At 68.6% G+C, this 17434-nt stretch carries 9 protein-coding genes; 3 read left to right on the forward strand and 6 right to left on the reverse strand.

Translation table 11 applies throughout. From position 1 onward, the window contains the following. Nucleotides 1–99 precede the first annotated feature (99 nt). The 3 genes from bchE to metK form a co-directional block, all read right to left on the reverse strand. The gene (gene bchE, locus V1318_RS15060; RefSeq protein WP_332940521.1) at nucleotides 100–1653 is read right to left on the reverse strand and encodes a magnesium-protoporphyrin IX monomethyl ester anaerobic oxidative cyclase; all 1554 of its coding nucleotides are present in this window, start codon (nucleotides 1651–1653) and stop codon (nucleotides 100–102) included. Nucleotides 1654–1674: 21 nt separating this feature from the next. Further along, nucleotides 1675–1905: a DUF3955 domain-containing protein gene (locus V1318_RS15065; protein ID WP_332940522.1), complete on the reverse strand. Its 231-nt coding sequence runs from the start codon at nucleotides 1903–1905 to the stop codon at nucleotides 1675–1677. Nucleotides 1906–2129: 224 nt separating this feature from the next. Then, nucleotides 2130–3353: a methionine adenosyltransferase gene (metK, locus tag V1318_RS15070; protein WP_332940523.1), complete on the reverse strand. Its 1224-nt coding sequence runs from the start codon at nucleotides 3351–3353 to the stop codon at nucleotides 2130–2132. Nucleotides 3354–3549: 196 nt separating this feature from the next. On the opposite strand from metK, the gene V1318_RS15075 reads away from it, so the two are divergent. Continuing rightward, nucleotides 3550–5310 (forward strand): GNAT family N-acyltransferase, encoded by a 1761-nt coding sequence (locus tag V1318_RS15075; protein ID WP_332940525.1) that lies wholly within the window; start codon nucleotides 3550–3552, stop codon nucleotides 5308–5310. Continuing rightward, nucleotides 5307–6131 (forward strand): UDP-2,3-diacylglucosamine diphosphatase, encoded by an 825-nt coding sequence (locus V1318_RS15080; protein ID WP_332940527.1) that lies wholly within the window; start codon nucleotides 5307–5309, stop codon nucleotides 6129–6131. Before V1318_RS15075 ends, V1318_RS15080 begins: the two co-directional genes overlap by 4 nt. 202 nt (nucleotides 6132–6333) lie before the next feature. On the opposite strand, the gene V1318_RS15085 is transcribed toward V1318_RS15080, so the two are convergent. The 3 genes from V1318_RS15085 to V1318_RS15095 form a co-directional block, all read right to left on the reverse strand. Further along, nucleotides 6334–6636 (reverse strand): hypothetical protein, encoded by a 303-nt coding sequence (locus tag V1318_RS15085; RefSeq protein ID WP_332940528.1) that lies wholly within the window; start codon nucleotides 6634–6636, stop codon nucleotides 6334–6336. 327 nt (nucleotides 6637–6963) lie between these two features. Then, nucleotides 6964–7962 carry a tRNA dihydrouridine synthase DusB gene (gene dusB / locus V1318_RS15090; protein WP_332940529.1) on the reverse strand — a complete coding sequence of 333 codons (999 nt, stop codon included), beginning with the start codon at nucleotides 7960–7962 and terminating at the stop codon, nucleotides 6964–6966. Nucleotides 7963–8027: 65 nt separating this feature from the next. Then, complete coding sequence (locus tag V1318_RS15095) at nucleotides 8028–9080, reverse strand: cytochrome c peroxidase (protein ID WP_332940530.1); 1053 nt, start codon at nucleotides 9078–9080, stop codon at nucleotides 8028–8030. A 237-nt stretch (nucleotides 9081–9317) separates the two neighbouring features. On the opposite strand from V1318_RS15095, the gene V1318_RS15100 reads away from it, so the two are divergent. Beyond that, nucleotides 9318–17408, forward strand: coding sequence for an IPT/TIG domain-containing protein (locus V1318_RS15100; RefSeq protein WP_332940531.1), 8091 nt, complete (start codon nucleotides 9318–9320; stop codon nucleotides 17406–17408). Nucleotides 17409–17434: the final 26 nt, after the last annotated feature.

The raw sequence follows: 17434 nt of genomic DNA on the forward strand, positions 1-17434 counted from the left end.
ACCCAAAAGAACGGAAGCGGCGTGCAAAGAGCAGCGGCGACGTGCGAAGTGCGCCGCTCGCGAGATCCGACGGAGCGCTGCGGCGCCCCGATTTTCGGCCTAGGTCGGCGGCGTGAGAGTGTGGATCGGTATCCGCCGCCGTGCCGGTTTGGCCAGCGCGTACTCCTGCGTCGACAACGACTCGCCCCAGAACGCTTCGACGCTGGGCCCGTTGCGGGTGCGGCCGCCGGCGAAGAAGAACTCGAACAGCTCGCGCAGCCATACGCGCCGGCCCATGCGCACGTACCAGCGCATGCCCTTGAGCACTTCGCGATCCGGATGCAGCAGGCTGCGGTAGAGCGCGCGCGGCCGCAGCTGCACGATCGCCTCGATCGCCTTCACCCACAGCAACACCCGCCACGGCGGCACCCGGCTGGTCGCGAGCACCTGGTGTTTGTAGTCCCATTTGCGCGCGTCGGTCTGGATCACGCGCCGGTCGGCGACGCTGTCGTAGTAGGGCGTCCAGCGGTGCGGCGTCACGTACAGCAACTGGATCTGGTCGGGGTCGTAGCGCAGCAGATGGCGCAACGAGTTCCAGTAGTCGCGATCGCGCTCCTCGTCGAAGCCGACCACGTAGGTCGCCATCGAAATGATGCCGTGCGCGCGCAGCAGGCGGATCGCCTCGCGGTCCTCGCTGGCGCTGGCGCCCTTGCGGATCCTGCTCAGGGTGGCCTCGGAATAGCTCTCGATGCCGAGCAGGAAGCGGATCACGCCGGCGCGTTTGTACAGGTGCAGTATGTCGGCGTCGCGCACGATGTCGCCGGCACGGGTCGAGCCGACCAGGGTCAGGTCGACGTTCTCGGCGATCAGCGCCTCCAGGAACGCCTTCCAGGCCTTGCGCGAGCCGGTCGGCAACTCGTCGGCGAAGTTGATCAGGCGCACGCCGTGTTCGCGATGCAGGCGCGCGAGTTCCTTGGCGAACTTCACCGGGTCGCGATGACGCCAGCGCGACCAGAAGCCGCGCTGCCCGCAATAGCTGCACAGGTAGGGGCAGCCGCGCGAGAACTGCACCACCACCGCCTTCATGCCGCCCCAGTAGGAATAGCGGTCGTGGTCGATCAGCTCCCAGCCGACCCGACACTGGTCCAGGTCCAGGATCATTTCGGCCTGACCGGTCTCGACGATGCGGCCGTCCGGGCGGCGGTAGGCCAGGCCGGGCACGCCGGCCAGGTCCTCGCCGCGCGCCAGCGCCTGCGCCAGCAGCGTGGCGGTGCGCTCGCCTTCGCCGCGCACCACCACGTCCAGCGCCGGCTCGTTTTCCAGCACGTCGCGCCAGTGGTAGGTCGGGTAGACGCCGCCGTAGACGATGCGCAGCTGCGGGCGTTCGCGCTTCAGGCGCGCGGCGATGCGGGCGATGGTCGGGTGCGCCGAGGTCGAGCCGGAATGGCCGACCATCAGCAGGTCGGGCGCACGGGCGAGCACGCGCCTTACGATTTCGTCGATCGACAACGGACCGAATTCGGCGTCCAGCAGTTCGACCGCGAACCCCGCGTCGATCAGCGGCCCGCCGATGCCGAGCAGGCCCAGCGGCGGCAGCTGTTCGCGCGGGATGCGGCTGCCGATCGCGGTGTGCGGCGGATTCAGCAGCAGGATGCGGAAGTCGCAAGGGTTCATGCCGGCCGCTCCTGGCGGGAATCAGCGACGGCGGCGGGAGAGGGCGCGCAGCGCGGCCCGGGCCAGGCCGACCGCGCCGACCACCGCGCCGCTCGCGATCAGCGCGAACCCGATCGGTATCAGCGCGAACGGCTCGTGCAGCAGGCCGTTGCCGTCGATGCTGGCGCCGATCAGGCGGAACGCGATCAGGCACAGGCTGCCCAGGAACAGCAGCGACACGGCGATTTGCGAGGCGAGGGACGGGCTGGACACGGCGATGCTCCTGAGCGGCGATGGCGTCAGGCTGGGCCGTGCGGGTGCGCGCAGGATGAGGCGTCTGTGAAGCGAAGGTGCGGCTGCCGGCCGGACGGCCCCAGCGCTCCGCCGCTCTTCCTTCCCTTTTGAAAAAGGGGGGAGGGGGATTGGCTTCCCACCCCCGCAAACGAAAACGGAGCGCCGAGGCGCTCCGTTCCGGGCGATGCGCGGGCGCGCAGCGCTTACTTCTTCAAGCCGGCGTCCTTGCGCAGATCGTCGGCCTTGTCGGTCTTTTCCCACGAGAACGCGGTCGCGGTGTGCTTCTTGCCGGCGGCGTCGACGTAGCTGACTTCCTTGGGCTTGCGGCCGAAGTGGCCGTAGGCCGCGGTCAGCTGATAGACCGGGTGGATCAGGTCCAGCATCTTGACGATGCCGTACGGGCGCAGGTCGAAGTGCTTGCGGATCAGCTTCTCGATCTTGTCGTCGCTGATCTTGCCGGTGCCGAAGGTGGTGACCGAGATCGAGGTCGGCTCGGCCACGCCGATCGCGTAGGACACCTGCACTTCGCACTTGTCGGCCAGGCCGGCGGCGACGATGTTCTTGGCGACGTAGCGCGCGGCGTACGCGGCCGAACGATCGACCTTGGACGGATCCTTGCCCGAGAACGCGCCGCCGCCGTGACGGGCCATGCCGCCGTAGCTGTCGACGATGATCTTGCGGCCGGTCAGGCCGCAGTCGCCGACCGGGCCGCCGATCACGAAGATGCCGGTCGGGTTGATGTGGACCTTGCTCTTGGGCAGCTTTTCCAGCCAGGCCTTGGGCAGCACCGGCTTGAGGATGTGCTCGTACACGCCCTCGACCAGGTCCTTCTGCTTGATGCCCGGATCGTGCTGGGTCGACAGGACCACGGCGTCGAGGCCGGCGACCTGGTGCTTGTCGTCGTAGCGCAGGGTGACCTGCGACTTGGCGTCCGGACGCAGCCACGGCAGCTTGGAGTTCTTCTGCTTGCGGACCTTGGCCTGCTGCTCGACCAGACGGTGCGAGTAGTAGATCGGCGCCGGCATGAATTCCGGGGCTTCGTTGCAGGCGTAGCCGAACATCAGGCCCTGGTCGCCCGCGCCCTGTTCTTCCGGCTTCTTGCGATCCACGCCGGCGGCGATGTCCGGCGACTGCTTGCCGAGCATGTTGATGATCGCGCAGGTGTGGCCGTCGAAGCCGACGTTGGAATTGTTGTAGCCGATGTCGTTGATCACCTTGCGCGCCAGCGACTCGATGTCGACCCAGGCCGAGGTGGTGACTTCGCCGGCGACGATCGCCGCGCCGGTCTTGACCATGGTCTCGCAGGCCACGCGCGCGCGCTTGTCCTGGGCCAGGATCGCGTCCAGCACCGCATCGGAAATCTGGTCGGCGATCTTGTCCGGATGGCCTTCGGACACGGACTCGGAAGTGAACAGGTAGCTGGACATCGGGCGAATATCCTTCGATTCGGATAAAAAGATGGCCGCCTATGATACAGGCTCGGCCGGTTCGGCGCATTGTGCCCATTTCCGGCGTTGCCGGGTCGTTAAGCGGCTGTCACACGGCTGAAGCGCCAGCGCCATCGGACTGTCTCCGGGCCGGCTCAGGCTGCGCGGCATACCGCCGCCACCGCGACGCCAGCACATGCTGCAACTCGAACGCCGCCTGCAAGAACGCTTCCCGCAGTGGTTCCGGGGCCGCCGCGAGCGGCTGGCCCGGCCGCTGCTGCGCACCATCGGCCGCTGGTCGAAATTCGACGCGGTCGACGGTTTCCTGGCCGAGAACGGCCACCTGCGCGGCTTCGCCTTCGTCAGCGCCGGCCTGGAGTTCCTGCAGGCCCGCTACACCGCCGACCCCGCCGAGAAGCAGCGCATCCCGGCCAGCGGACGCTTGCTGGTGGTCGCCAACCATCCCTCCGGTGCGATCGACGCCCTGGCCCTGCTGGACCTGGTCGGCAGCGTGCGCCGCGACGTGCGCATCGTCGCCAACGACCTGCTGCAGGCCCTGGACGGACTGGACGGGCTGATCCTGCCGGTCAAGATCCTCGGCGGCCGGCCCAGCGCCGAGAGCCTGCAGGCGATCGAGGCGGCGCTGGAGGCCGAGCAGTGCGTGATCGTGTTCCCGGCCGGCGAAGTCGCGCGGCTGGGCCTGCGCGGCGTCACCGACGGGCGCTGGCGCCGCGGCTTCCTGCGTTTCGCGCGCAGGACCGGCGCGCCGGTGCTGCCGGTGCGGATCGAGGCGCGCAATTCGGCGCTGTTCTACGGGGCCTCGGCCCTGTTCAAGCCGGCCGGCACCGCCCTGCTGGCGCGCGAGATGTTCGCGCGCGGCTCGCGCCGGATCGCCCTGCGCATCGGCCGCCCGCTGACCCTGCCGGCCGACGCCGACCCCAACCGCCTGCTGCGCGAAGTGCGGCGTGAGCTGCACGCGATCGGCACCGCGCGCGAACGCCCGGCGCCCGAGGGCCCCGAGCCGCTGATCGACGCGGTCGATCCGCTGGCCCTGCAGATCGAGGTCGCGGCCCTGACTTCGCTGGGCCAGACCTTCGACGGCAAGCAGATCCGGGTCGGCCGACTGCAGGCCGGCTCCAGGCTGCTGCGCGAGATCGGGCGCCTGCGCGAACTGACCTTCCGCGCGGTCGGCGAGGGCACCGGGCGGCGTCTGGACGTGGACCTGTACGACAGCTGGTACGAACACATCGTGCTGTGGGACGCGGCGGCGATGAAGATCGCCGGCGCCTACCGCATCGCGCGCGGCGCCCAGGTGCTGGCCGAGCGCGGCCTGGCCGGGCTCTACACCGCCTCGCTGTTCCGCTACGCCGACGACACCGTGCCGCGCCTGGCCCAGGGCATGGAACTGGGGCGCAGCTTCGTCGCGCCCGATTACTGGGGCAGCCGCAGCATCGATTATCTGTGGCAGGGCATCGGCGCCTATCTCGCCCGCCATCGCAAGGTGCGCTATCTGTACGGCCCGGTCTCGATCAGCGCCGCGCTGCCGCCGGCGGCGCGCGAGCAGATCGTCGCCTACTACGCGCGCTACTACGGCGCCGACGAGGGCGAGGCGGTGTCCCGGCAGCCCTTCGCGTATCGCGCGGCGCCGCCGCAGTTCGACGAACTCGACGCCGGCACCGCGTTCCGGGTGCTGCGCGGCAATCTGGACGCGCTGGGCGCGACCCTGCCCATGCTCTACAAGCAGTACACCGAATTGTGCGAGCCGGGCGGGGCGCGGTTCCTCGCCTTCGGCGTGGACCCGGCCTTCAGCGACGCGGTCGACGGCTTGATCGAAGTCGACCTGGAGCGCGTGCGGCCGAAGAAGCGCGAGCGCTATCTGAGCGTGGTCGATCCGGCGGCCGAAGCGGCCGCGACGCGCCACGACGATGCTTCCGTCGCCAGCGAGAGCCGCGTATGAGCCCGTCGATCACGCAACTGCCGCCACGCCGCCGCGCCGTGTTCCTGTCGGATGTGCACCTGGGGGCCAAGCATTGCCATGCCGCCGAACTGGCGGAGTTCCTGGGCAACCTGCGTTGCGACCGCCTGTACCTGGTCGGCGACATCGTCGATCTGTGGTGGATGGCGCAGCGGCGCATGAGTTGGGGCGCGGCCCAATACCGGGTGATCGAGGCCCTGCACGCGCTGCGCCGCGCCGGTACCGAGCTGATCTACGTGCCCGGCAATCACGACCGCCCGATCCGGCGCTTCTGCGGCCTGGCCCTGCCGCGCATGTCGGTCCGCCGCCGCAGCATCCATGTCACCGCCGACGGCCGTCGCCTGCTGGTCACCCATGGCGACGACTACGACGGCGTCACCCACTTCGGCGGCCTGCAGGAGCAGTTCGGCGACTGGCTGTACTACCGCATCCTCACCGGCAACCAGATGCTCAACCGGGTGCGGCGCCGCTTCGGCCTGCGCTACTGGTCGCTGTCGGAATTCCTCAAGCGCCAGAGCGGCGCCGCCGAACGCTACATCGCGCGCTTCGTCCAGGCCGGCATGGACGACGCGCGCCGGCGTGGGCTGGACGGGGTGATCTGCGGGCATATCCATCGCCCGGGGCTGTTCGAACGCGACGGCTGCGTCTACGCCAACGACGGCGACTGGGTCGAAAGCCTGACCGCGCTGGCCGAGGATCCGGATGGCACCCTGCGGCTGCTGTCGCACCACGGCGATACCCTGGCGATGCTGCCGGCGCGAGCGCCGCGGATGCCGGACGCGCAGTTGCCGCACGCGGCCTGAAGGGCGCTGTTTCGCCTCCCCCTTCGAAGAAATGGGGGCGGGGGCGGATTTGCTCCGCGCGTGGATTCCGCACCCGCATCCACACTCGAACATGTTGCGCGCAGTCGCGACGAACCGATCGGTGTGAACCCGGCCTCGCGCATCCGCCAACCGCCCGCCTGCAATCAGGGGAGGGCGGCAAGCGGTGGCGGATGCGTCGCGGCTACTTGGCGGCGACGTCGCGGTCCTGAAGGCCGCTGAGCGCGACCTGGCGCCCGCCGACCTGGATGGTCTGACCGGCCATCAAGCGCTGGTAGCGCTCGCTGCCGAGCGCACGCTTGAACTGAGCGAGCGAACGGTCGTAGCTGCGGGTGTATTCGGCGAACGCGGTGCGGTTGCCGAGAATCATCTGGACCCTGCGTTCGCTCAGGCCGGTTTCCTGGGACAGCGTGCCTACCACTTCATTGGCGTAGACCGGTGCGGCGGCGGCCATCGCGACGACGAACAGTGCGGTTCTTGCGTTCATGACGTTCTCCGGTCGGGCCTCCTGGCCCTGTGGCTGCGACGTCGCCGCAGGCCGGTGTGGGGGACTCCGGCACTGACATGATTGGCCTGCGCGCGCACATGCACGAGTGCCGGAACACCCCGTGACTGATGTCATGTGCGCGACGAAACCGACGAACGGCAGCAACGCTCCGGTGCGTCGCGGCATCGGAATACGGATACGCAGAACCTGCATGCCGCGGAGCGTGCGCGCATCGTTGCGAACATGTGCCGTCGTTGCGGTTTGCGTCGGCGACGGGTGTGCGCTATCCGCGTCGCGGCCGGCGGAGCCTCTACGATGCCCGCGGTTTCAGGCCGCGGCCGACAATTCCGGCGTCACTCCGGCGATCAACGCATCGAAGTAGTCGCGGGTCAGGCGCAGCTGCGCGTCCGCGCTTTCGGCGCGATTGACCACCGCGCGGAACGCGGCGTTCTCGGGCCGGTCCTTGGCGTACCAGCCCAGGTGCTTGCGCGCGATGCGCACGCCCGAGAGTTCGCCGTAGAAGGCGTGCAGGTGTTCGAGATGGCCGAGCAGCCAGTCGCGGATCTCGCGTAGCGAGGGTTCCGGCAACAGTTCGCCATGCGCGAGGTAGTGGGCGATCTCGCGGAAGATCCACGGCCGCCCCTGCGCGGCGCGGCCGACCATCACCGCGTCGCAGCCGGTGCGCGCCAGCACCGCCGCGGCCTTCTGCGGCGAATCGATATCGCCGTTGGCCAGCACCGGAATGCGCAGCGCGGCTTTGACCGCGGCGATGGTGTCGTACTCGGCCGTGCCGGTGTACTGCTGGTCGCGGGTGCGGCCGTGCACCGCCAGGGCCTGGATGCCGGCCGCCTCGGCGATGCGCGCGATGTTCAGGGCGTTGCGCTGGTCGTGGTCCCAGCCGGTGCGGATCTTGAGCGTGACCGGCACGTCCACCGCCCGCACCACCGCGTCCAGGATGCGCGCGACCAGGGCCTCGTCGCGCATCAGCGCCGAGCCGGCCCAGGCGTTGCAGACCTTCTTGGCCGGACAGCCCATGTTGATGTCGACGATCTGGGCGCCGTGGTCGACGTTATGGCGCGCGGCCTCGGCCATGACCTCGGGCACCGTGCCGGCGATCTGCACGCTGATCGGCGCCGGCTCGCCGCTGTGGTCCATGCGGTGGCGCGACTTGGCGGTGCTCCAGAAGCGCGCGTCGCTGGTGGTCATTTCCGACACGCACAGCCCGGCGCCCAGGCGCTTGCACAGCACCCGGAACGGCTTGTCGGTGACGCCGGCCATCGGCGCCAGCACCACGCGGGGATCGATGTCGTGGGGGCCGATACGCATGCGGCTATTGTATCAAGACGGGGATTTCGGACCGTTTTGGCGCCGGCGATCCGCTCAGGATCGGCTCAAGGCGCGGAGGCGTAGGCGCTGTCGGTCAGCGAGCTCAAGAAGGCCAGCAACTGCCTGCGCTCGGCGACGGTGAGGGAGATCGGGCGACCGTGCTTGAGGCTGCGGTAGTAGATCTCCTGATCGACCGCCGCCTCCAGCGTCGCGACCGAGCCGTCGTGCATGTAGGGAGCGGTGACGGCGACGTTACGCAGCGACGGCGTGCGGAACGCGGCCAGGTCTCTGGGTTTGCGCGTGACTGCGAAGCGGCCGAGGCCGGCGATGTCGGCGCGGGTCAGCACGGCGTCGCCCAGCGCCTGTCCCGGCGGAGGCAGATCGTCGACGAGCTGAGCCACGCGTCCGGCGATCGCCGAGTCGCTGACTCCGAGGTGATGGAAGTCGTCGTCAGAGAAGTTCGCCCGCACGCCATCGACGCGGTGACACTGACTGCATTGGGCTTTGCCGCGGAACAGCGCGAGCCCGGCTTGCTGGTCCGCGCTGAGCGCATCGGCTTCGCCGGCGGCGTGGCGGTCGAAGGCGCTGTCGGCGCCTGGCAGCGAACGTAGGTAGGCGGCCAGGGCGATGCCGACCTGATCGATGCCAGCGCGACCGTTGCTGTCGGGAAACGCCGCCTGCAACTGAGCGGGGTAGTCGGCTTGCCAGATCATGCGTTCGATCACGGTGTCGCCGCGATTCAGGCCCATCTCGACCGGATTGACGAATGGCTGCAGCACCGCGGCTTCGAGCGAACTCTCACGGCCGTCCCAAAAAAAATGGCGCTTGGTCGCATTTTCGAGCAGGGAAGGCGCGTTGCGCGTACCGGACTTGCCGTGCACGCCGAGCGACACGACGCGTCCGTCTGCGAATGCCAACCTCGGGTTGTGACAGCTCGCGCAACTCACTTTGCCGTTGTCGCTCAGGCGCGCGTCGAGGAACACACGTTTTCCCAGGGCGACACGCGCCGCGTTCGTCGCGTCGCGCGCGGCCTGCGAGTCGCCGCGCGGCGCGCAGGCCACCGCCAGCAAAGCCAGGCAGGCGGCAACCACGAGTTGCGATGCGCCGAATCGGTTCATGGAATCAGTCTGGCACGCTTGACGTTGTCATGGATCATCGATCTAAATGATGCGGTAGGACGTGCCGCGGTCGACGCGGCGAGTGCGATGCACATGGAGCGGCGGGAACGCCGTGCTCTTGGGAGAGAGCGTATGGACAAGCTTGGTCGCGGGATCGAGCCTCGCGTGCTTGGAAGCAGCTTCGCGAATCGCATCTCCCGATGCCGCGATAATTTGCGCCTGCGCTCACGCTACCTCATGGCGGCCATCGCACTGTGCGCGGCGTTCACCGGCTCCTGGGCGTTCGCGGCCAAGTACGTTTACGACGGCAGCGGCCGCCTGGTGGTGGTCACCAACGATGCCGGCCAGAGCGCGCGCTACGTCTACGACAAGATCGGCAATCTGCTGCGCATCGAGCGCCTGACCGCCGATCAAGTGGCGGTGTTCGCGTTCGCGCCGGCGCGCGGCGGCGTCGGCTTGCCGATCACGATCCAGGGCCAGGGTTTCAGCGCGACACCGGCGCTGAACACGGTCAGTTTCAACGGCGCCGCGGCGACGGTGACCTCGGCCAGCGCGACCGAGCTGGTGGCGCTGGTGCCGATCGGCGCGACCACGGGTCCGCTGACGGTGACCGTGGGCGCGCAGACCGCGACCGGCCCGGCGGATTTCGTGGTCGACGAGAACGCGTTGCCGCCGAGCATCAACAGCGTCAGCCCGCTGGTTGCGAGCGTGGGCACCGCGATCACGGTCAACGGCGAGCGCCTGCACCCGATGCCGGACCGGACCCGGGTACTGCTCAACGGCCGGCTCGCGATGCCTGGCGCGATCGCCAACCAGCAGCTCAGCTTCCCGGTGCCGGTCGGTACCGGCAGCGGCCGCGTGACCGTGCTAACGCCTTACGGCCGGGCGCTCAGCGACGACATCGTGCTGGTCTCGCCCAACGGCATCAATCCCGCCGACATCGTCGCCTCCGGTCGCTTGCTGGTCGACGGCCCCGCGCAGGCCTTGTCGGCGTCGGCGGCCAACCAGCAGGTCGGCTTGCTGATCGACGGCGAGACCGGGCTGATGAGCAGCCTGCAGTTCGCTGGTCTGAGTGGCACGGTCGCCTACACGCTTTACGGCCCGAACAATGCGGTCGTGCTCAGCGGCAGCGTCGGCGCCACCACGCCCAGCGTGCACCTGCCGCGCCTGAACGCCGCGACCTATCTGCTGCTGATGAAGCCCAGCGCCGTGCCAGCGAGCTGGAACGTCGCGCTGGAGAAGAACAAATTGCTGCGGACAGTGGACGGGCCGCTGAGCGTGCCGACGACGACGGCCTACCAGAGCAAGCGCCTGATCTTCACCGCCGCCGCCGGTCAGAACCTCGGCCTGGGCATCAGCGACTATGTGGTGGGCGGCACCGCCAGCGCCTACAGCACCGCGTACGTGTACCGCCCCGACGGCAGCCAGCTCGCCTACGAAACCTGCTACCAGAGCAACAATGGCTGCGAGATCGATCTGGCCAACCTCGCCGGCGGCACCTACAGCATCACCCTGACCGCGCCCGCCAGCGGCAACGCGACCATGGGCTTCAAGGCGACCTTGTCGCCGGAAATCACCACGACCCTGCAGCCGGACACCAGCTACGCGCTGGACCTGGCGCGCCGCGGTCAGGATGGCCGCCTGACGTTCGCCGGCAGCATCGGGCAGACCCTCGCGCTGCGCATCGCCGGTCAAACCACGTTGCCGGCCAACCAGCCGGTCTACTACACCGTGCGCAAGCCCGACGGCAGCGTGCTGCAAGGTGCGGCGATCACCGGCAACGGCACCTTCAATCTTGCCAACCTGCCGGTCGCCGGCAACTACACGGTCTTCGTCGATCCCTACTACGGCGCCACCGCGACAGCGCAGCTGAGCCTGCTGAGCGGCGTGACCGGCGCGCCGCCGCTGGGCGGCGAACCCAGCGCGCACGCGACCGCGGCGGCCGGGCAGAACGCCTACCTCAGCTTCAGCGCCAGCGCCGGCCAGAACCTCGGCCTGGGCATCAGCGATCTCGTGGTCAACGGCACCACCAGCGGCTACAGCTCGATCTACGTGTACCGCCAGGACGGCAGCCAGCTCACCTCCGAGACCTGCTACCAGAGCAATGGCGGCTGCGAACTCGATCTGCTCAATCTGGCCGCCGGCAACTACAGCGTGACGCTGACCGCGCCTGCCAGCGGCAACGGCACCATGAGCTTCAAGGCCACGCTGTCGGCCGAGGCGACCGCGACGCTGCCCCTGGACGGCGCCTACGCGCTGGAGCTGCCACGCCGCGGTCAGAACGGCCGTTACAGCTTCGCCGGCAACGCCGGTCAGACCCTGGCGCTGCGTATCGCCGGCCAGGTGACGGTGCCGGCGACGCGCGATGTCTACTACACCATCAGCAAGCCCGATGGCACGCTGCTGCAAGGTGCGGCGATCAACGCCAACGGCACCTTCAATCTCGCTAGGCTTCCGGTCAGCGGCACCTACAGCGTCTTCGTCGACCCGTACTACGGCGCCACCGCGACCGCGCAGCTGAACCTGCTGACCGGCGTGACCAGTGCCGCGACCACAGGCGGCGACGCGGTGTCCCTGGCGACCGTGGCGGCCGGTCAGAACGCTTATCTGAGCTTCACCGCCAGCGCCGGCCAGAACCTCGGCATGGGCATCAGCGACCTCGTGGTCAACGGCACCACCAGCGGCTACAGCTCGATCTACGTGTACCGCCCCGACGGCAGCCAGCTGCTCAGCGAAACCTGCTACCAGAGCAACGGCGGCTGCGAACTCGATCTGAACAACCTCGGCGCCGGCACCTACAGCGTCACCCTGACTGCGCCCACCAGCGGCAACGGCAGCATGAGCTTCAAGGCGACGCTGTCGCCGGAAGCCACCGCGCTGCTGCAGCCGGATGCGGCCTACGAAATGAGCCTGGCGCGGCGCGGCCAGAACGGCCGCTACAGCTTCGCCGCCAACGCCGGCCAGACCCTGGCGCTGCGCATCGCCAGCCAGGTCACGGTGCCGGCGGCGCGCGACGTCTACTACACCATCAATAAGCCGGACGGCAGCTTGCTGCAGGGCGCGGCGGTCAACGCCGCGGGTACCTTCAACTTCGCCAACCTGCCCGCGACCGGAATCTACACCGTCTTCGTCGACCCCTACTACGGCGCCACCGCGGCCGCGCAGTTGACCCTGCTGTCGGGCGTGACCGGCGCGCCGCCGGTGGGCGGCGACGCCAGCGCGTTCGCGACTGCGGCCGCCGGCCAGCAGGCCTACTTCACTTTCAGCGCGAGCGCCGGCCAGAACCTCGGTCTGGGCATCAGCGACTATGTCGTGGCCGGCACTACCAGCGGCTACAGCACGGTCTACGTGTATCGCCCAGACGGCAGCCAGTTGCAGACCGAGACCTGCTACCAGAGCAACGGCGGCTGCGAGTTGGATCTGACTAATCTGACGGCGGGCCAGTACAGCGCCACCGTGTCCGCGCCCAGCAGCGGCAACGGCACCATGAGTTTCAAGGCGACGTTGTCGCCGGAAGCGACGGCATCGCTGCAAGCCGATGTGGCCTACGCGCTGGATCTGCCGCGCCGCGGCCAGAACGCGCGCCTGAGTTTCGCCGCCAACGCCGGCCAGACCGTCGCCCTGCGTATCGCCGGCCAGACCACCACGCCGGCGAGTCGCGACCTGTATTACACCGTCAGCAAGCCCGACGGCAGCCTGCTGCAGGGAGCGGCGGTCAACGCCAACGGCAGCTTCAACCTCGCCAACCTGCCGGTCACCGGGACCTACAGCATCTTTGTCGATCCCTATTACGGTGCGACCGCGACCGCGCAACTGACCCTGGCCTCGGGTTCGACCGGCACCACGCCGGTGGACGGCGACCCCAGCGCGTTCGCGACCACTGCGGCCGGTCAGCATGCCTACCTCAGTTTCAACGCCAGCGCGGGCCAGAACCTGGGCCTGGGCATCAGCGACTACGTGGTCGGCGGCACCGCCAGCGGCTACAGCACGGTCTACATCTACCGCCCCGACGGCAGCCAACTGCTCAGCGATACCTGCTACCAGGGCAACGGCGGTTGCGAGTTCGACCTGATCAACCTGGCGCCCGGCAACTACAGCGTGACGGTGATGTCGCCGAACGGCGGCAACGGCCTGATGAGCTTCAAGGCCACGCTGTCGGCCGAAGCGACCGCTACGTTGCAGCCCGACGTCGCCTACGCGCTAGACCTGCCGCGTCGCGGCCAGAACGGCCGACTCAGCTTCGCCGCCAGCGCCGGACAGACCCTGGCGCTGCGCATCGCCGGCCAGGTCACGACGCCGGCGAGCCGCGACGTCTACTACACCGTCAGCAAGCCCGACGGCAGCCTGCTGCAAGGCTCGGCGGTCAACGCCAACGGCACCTACAACTTCGCCAACCTGCCGGTCAGCGGTACCTACAGCGTCTTCATCGATCCGTACTACGGTGCGACCGCGAGCGCGCAGCTGACCCTGGCCGGTGGCATCACCGGTAGCGGCACCGTCGGCGGAGCCACCGACGCCTACGTGACCGCGATCGCCGGCCAGCACGCCTACTTCAGCTTCACCGCCAGCGAGGGCCAGAATCTCGGCCTGGGCATCAGCGACTATGTGGTCAACGGCACCACCAGCGGCTACAGCACGGTCTACGTATACCGCCAGGACGGCAGCCAGCTGACCTACGAAACCTGTTACCAGAGCAACGGCGGCTGCGAACTCGATCTGCCCAGGCTCGGCGCCGGCAGCTACAACGTGGTGGTGCAGGCCCCGGCCGGCGGCAACGGCACCATGAGCTTCAAGACCACACTGTCGCCGGATGTGGTCGCGACGCTGACGGCCGGCACCGCGCAGGCGCTGGATCTGTCGCGCCGCGGTCAGAACGCGCGCCTGAGCTTCAATGCGACGGCCGGGCAGACGGTGAGCCTGCAGGTGGCGAGCCAGGCCACCGTGCCCGCGGGCCGCCAGGTCTACTACACCGTCAGCAAGCCCGATGGCACCGTGCTGCAAAGTAGCGCAGTCGGCGCCAGCGGTACGCTCAATCTGGCTAACCTCGCGGCCAGCGGCACCTACGCGGTGTTCGTCGATCCCTATTACGGCGCGTCCGCGTCGGCGCTGGTGACCCAGCAGGGCGGGAGCGGCGATCCGACGCCGCCGGGACCGAGCGACCCGATCCAGGACGTGGACAGCGCGGCGACGACCTACGCGACCCAGACCGCGGGCCAGAAGATCGCCTTCGACTTCAACGCGAGCACTGGCCAGAACCTGGGCCTGGGCATCGGTCAGCTGACGGTGACCGGCGGCAGCTACGCCACGATCTATGTCTACCGTCCCGACGGCAGTCAGCTCACGGTCGATACCTGCTATGCGAGCAACGGCGGCTGCGACCTCAATTTCTCCAATCTGCCCGGCGGCCGCTATCGCGTGCAGTTGGTGCCCAACGCCGGCACCATGAGCCTGCAGGCGGCGGTCAGCAGCGATCTGACCGCGACGCTGCAGCCCGACACCGCCTATGGCCTGAACCTGGCCCAGTACGGCCGCAACGCGCGCCTGAGCTTTGCCGGCAGCGCCGGCCAGAGCGTGGCGCTGCGCATGGCGGGTACGGTCACCACGCCGGTCAATCGCGACGTGGCCTACATCGTGTACAAGCCCGACGGTACCAGCCTGGCCTCGGGCAACGTGCGCGACGCGGCGACCTTGAACCTGAACCTGCCGACGACCGGCAACTACCGGCTGTGGCTGGATCCGCTCAACGGCGAGAAGGCGAGCGGGCAGGTGACGATGCTGACGGGCGTGACCGGCGTGCCGGTCGTGGGCGGCGATCCCAGCGCTCACGCGACCGTGGCGGCCGGACAGAACGCCACGCTCAGCTTCAGCGCCAGCGCCGGCCAGAACCTCGGCCTGGGCATCAGTGACTACGTGGTCAACGGCACCACCAGCGGCTACAGCACGGTCTACGTCTACCGACCCGACGGCAGCCAGCTGACCTACGAAACCTGCTATCAGAGCTACGGCGGCTGCGAACTAGACCTGAACAACCTGGCCGCCGGCACCTACACCGCAGTGGTGCAGGCGCCGACCGGCGGCAACGGCAGCATGAGCTTCAAGGCGCTGCTGTCGGCCGAAGCCACGACCACGCTGCAGCCGGGCACGGCCTATGCATTGGACCTGTCGCGTCGCGGTCAGAACGCACGTCTGAGCTTCGCGGGTAGCGCTGGTCAGACCTTGGCGCTGCGCATCTCTGGCCAGACCACGGTGCCGGCGGCTCGCGACGTCTACTACACCATCAGCAAGCCCGACGGTAGCCTGTTGCAGGGCGCGGCGGTCAACGCCAACGGCATCTTCAATCTGCACAACCTGCCGGCCAGCGGTAACTACACCGTGTTCGTCGATCCGTACTACGGCGCCACCGCGTCGGCGCAGCTGACCCTGGTGAACGGCGCCACCGGCGTGCAGGCGCTGGACGGCAGTTCGAGCAACTACGCGACCCAGGTCGTCGGTCAGCAAGCCTCGTTCACCTTCAACGCCGGCAGCGGCCAGAACGTGGGCATAGGCATCGACCAGCTCAGCTTCGTCGGCGGTACCTCGGCCACGGTCTATGCCTACCGTCCGGACGGCAGCCAGGCTACGTACGAGACCTGCTACGCGAGCAACGGCGGTTGCGACCTGAATCTGTCCAACCTGGTCGGCGGTACCTACAAGATCGTGGTTGTGCCGGACAACGGCACGATGAGCTTCCGTGCGACGGCATCGACCGACTTGAGCGCGACGCTGCAGCCCGACACCGCCTATGCGATGAGCCTGACCTACCCCGGACGCAACGCGCGCCTGTCGTTCGCCGGCAGCGCCGGCCAGACCGTCGCGCTGCGGATCGTCGGCCAGACCACCGTGCCGGCCAATCGCGATCTCTACTACAGCATCTACAAGCCGGACGGCACGCTGCTGCAGACGGTCACGGTGCGCACCGCGCTGACCATGAACCTGACGCTTCCGGCCAGCGGCGATTACTTCGTCTGGGTCGATCCGTACTACGGCGAAACCGCGAACGCGAGCGTGACCCTGGTTTCGGGCGTGACCGGTCTGCAGCAGATCGACGGCGCGGCGGCCAGCTACGCCACCCAGACCGTCGCGCAGCAGGTGGTGTTCGGATTCGATGCCGACGCCGGCCAAAACGTCGGTCTGGGCCTGTCGCAGTTCGTCATCGCCGGCGGCAGCAACGCCACCGTCTACGTCTACCGTCCCGACGGCAGCCAGCTCGGCTACGACACCTGCTATCCGACCTACGGCGGCTGCGATCTGAACCTGACTAACCTGTCGGGCGGCCGTCATCGCGTGGTGGTGGTGCCCGATGCCGGCACGGTCGGTTTCCAGGCCGCGCTGTCGACCGATCTGGTCGCGACCCTGCAGCCCGACACCGCCTACGCCCTGGACCTGTCGCGCAGCGGCCGCAACGCGCGCCTGAGCTTCGCCGGCAGCGCCGGTCAGACGCTGGCCTTGCGGATCGCCGACCAGACCACGGTCCCAGCCAGTCGCGACGTGCTCTATGCGGTCTACAAGCCCGACGGCACCTTGCTGCAGTCGGCCAACGTGCGCGGCGCGGCGACCTTAAATCTGAACCTGCCTGCGAGCGGCGACTACTTCGTCTGGATCGATCCGACGTACGGCGAAACCGCGCTGGCGACCGTGAGCCTCAGCCCGGGCACGATTAACCTGCTGGAAACCGACGGTGGCTCGATTGCCTATGCGACTCAGACGATCGGCCAGAACCTAGCATTCGATTTCGTCGCCAGCAGCGGGCAGAACCTGGGCCTGGGCCTGAGCGGCTTGAGCATGAGCGGCGCCACCAGCGCCAGCGTCTACGTCTACCGGCCCGACGGCAGCACCTTGCTCTCCGAGAGCTGCTCGGTCAGCACCGGCGGCTGCGATCTCAACCTGGCCAACCTGACGGGCGGAAAGCACCGCGTGGTAGTGGCGCCAGCCCAGGCCACGATCGCGTTCCAGGCCACCTTGAGCAGCGACCTGACCGGAACATTGCAGCCCAACACCGCTTACGCCCTGGACCTGGCGCGCTACGGACGCAACGCGCGTCTGACGTTCGCCGGCAACGCCGGGCAGCCGCTGTCGCTGAAGGTGACCGGCCAGACGACCTCGCCGGCCAGTCGCGACGTGTACTACCAGGTCTACAAGCCCGACGGCACGGTGCTGCAGTCGAACTGGATACGCGACACCTTGACGGTAAATCTCAACCTGCCCGCCGGTGGCGATTACCTGGTCTGGATCGACCCGGGAAACGGTGAAACCACGACCGCGCAACTGACGCTGGTCGTGGCGCCGTAGCGGCAGGCACCCACGGATCGGGATCG

The organism is Lysobacter sp. CCNWLW3, from assembly GCF_036697405.1.
Classification (GTDB): domain Bacteria; phylum Pseudomonadota; class Gammaproteobacteria; order Xanthomonadales; family Xanthomonadaceae; genus Lysobacter.

Excerpts from the sequence above, each read along its gene's own strand:
- bchE (WP_332940521.1), bottom strand. The coding sequence starts at position 1,653 with ATGAACCCTTGCGACTTCCGCATCCTGCTGCTGAATCCGCCGCACACC.
- metK (WP_332940523.1), bottom strand. The coding sequence starts at position 3,353 with ATGTCCAGCTACCTGTTCACTTCCGAGTCCGTGTCCGAAGGCCATCCG.
- V1318_RS15075 (WP_332940525.1), top strand. The coding sequence starts at position 3,550 with ATGCTGCAACTCGAACGCCGCCTGCAAGAACGCTTCCCGCAGTGGTTC.
- V1318_RS15080 (WP_332940527.1), top strand. The coding sequence starts at position 5,307 with ATGAGCCCGTCGATCACGCAACTGCCGCCACGCCGCCGCGCCGTGTTC.
- V1318_RS15085 (WP_332940528.1), bottom strand. The coding sequence starts at position 6,636 with ATGAACGCAAGAACCGCACTGTTCGTCGTCGCGATGGCCGCCGCCGCA.
- dusB (WP_332940529.1), bottom strand. The coding sequence starts at position 7,962 with ATGCGTATCGGCCCCCACGACATCGATCCCCGCGTGGTGCTGGCGCCG.
- V1318_RS15095 (WP_332940530.1), bottom strand. The coding sequence starts at position 9,080 with ATGAACCGATTCGGCGCATCGCAACTCGTGGTTGCCGCCTGCCTGGCT.
- V1318_RS15100 (WP_332940531.1), top strand. The coding sequence starts at position 9,318 with ATGGCGGCCATCGCACTGTGCGCGGCGTTCACCGGCTCCTGGGCGTTC.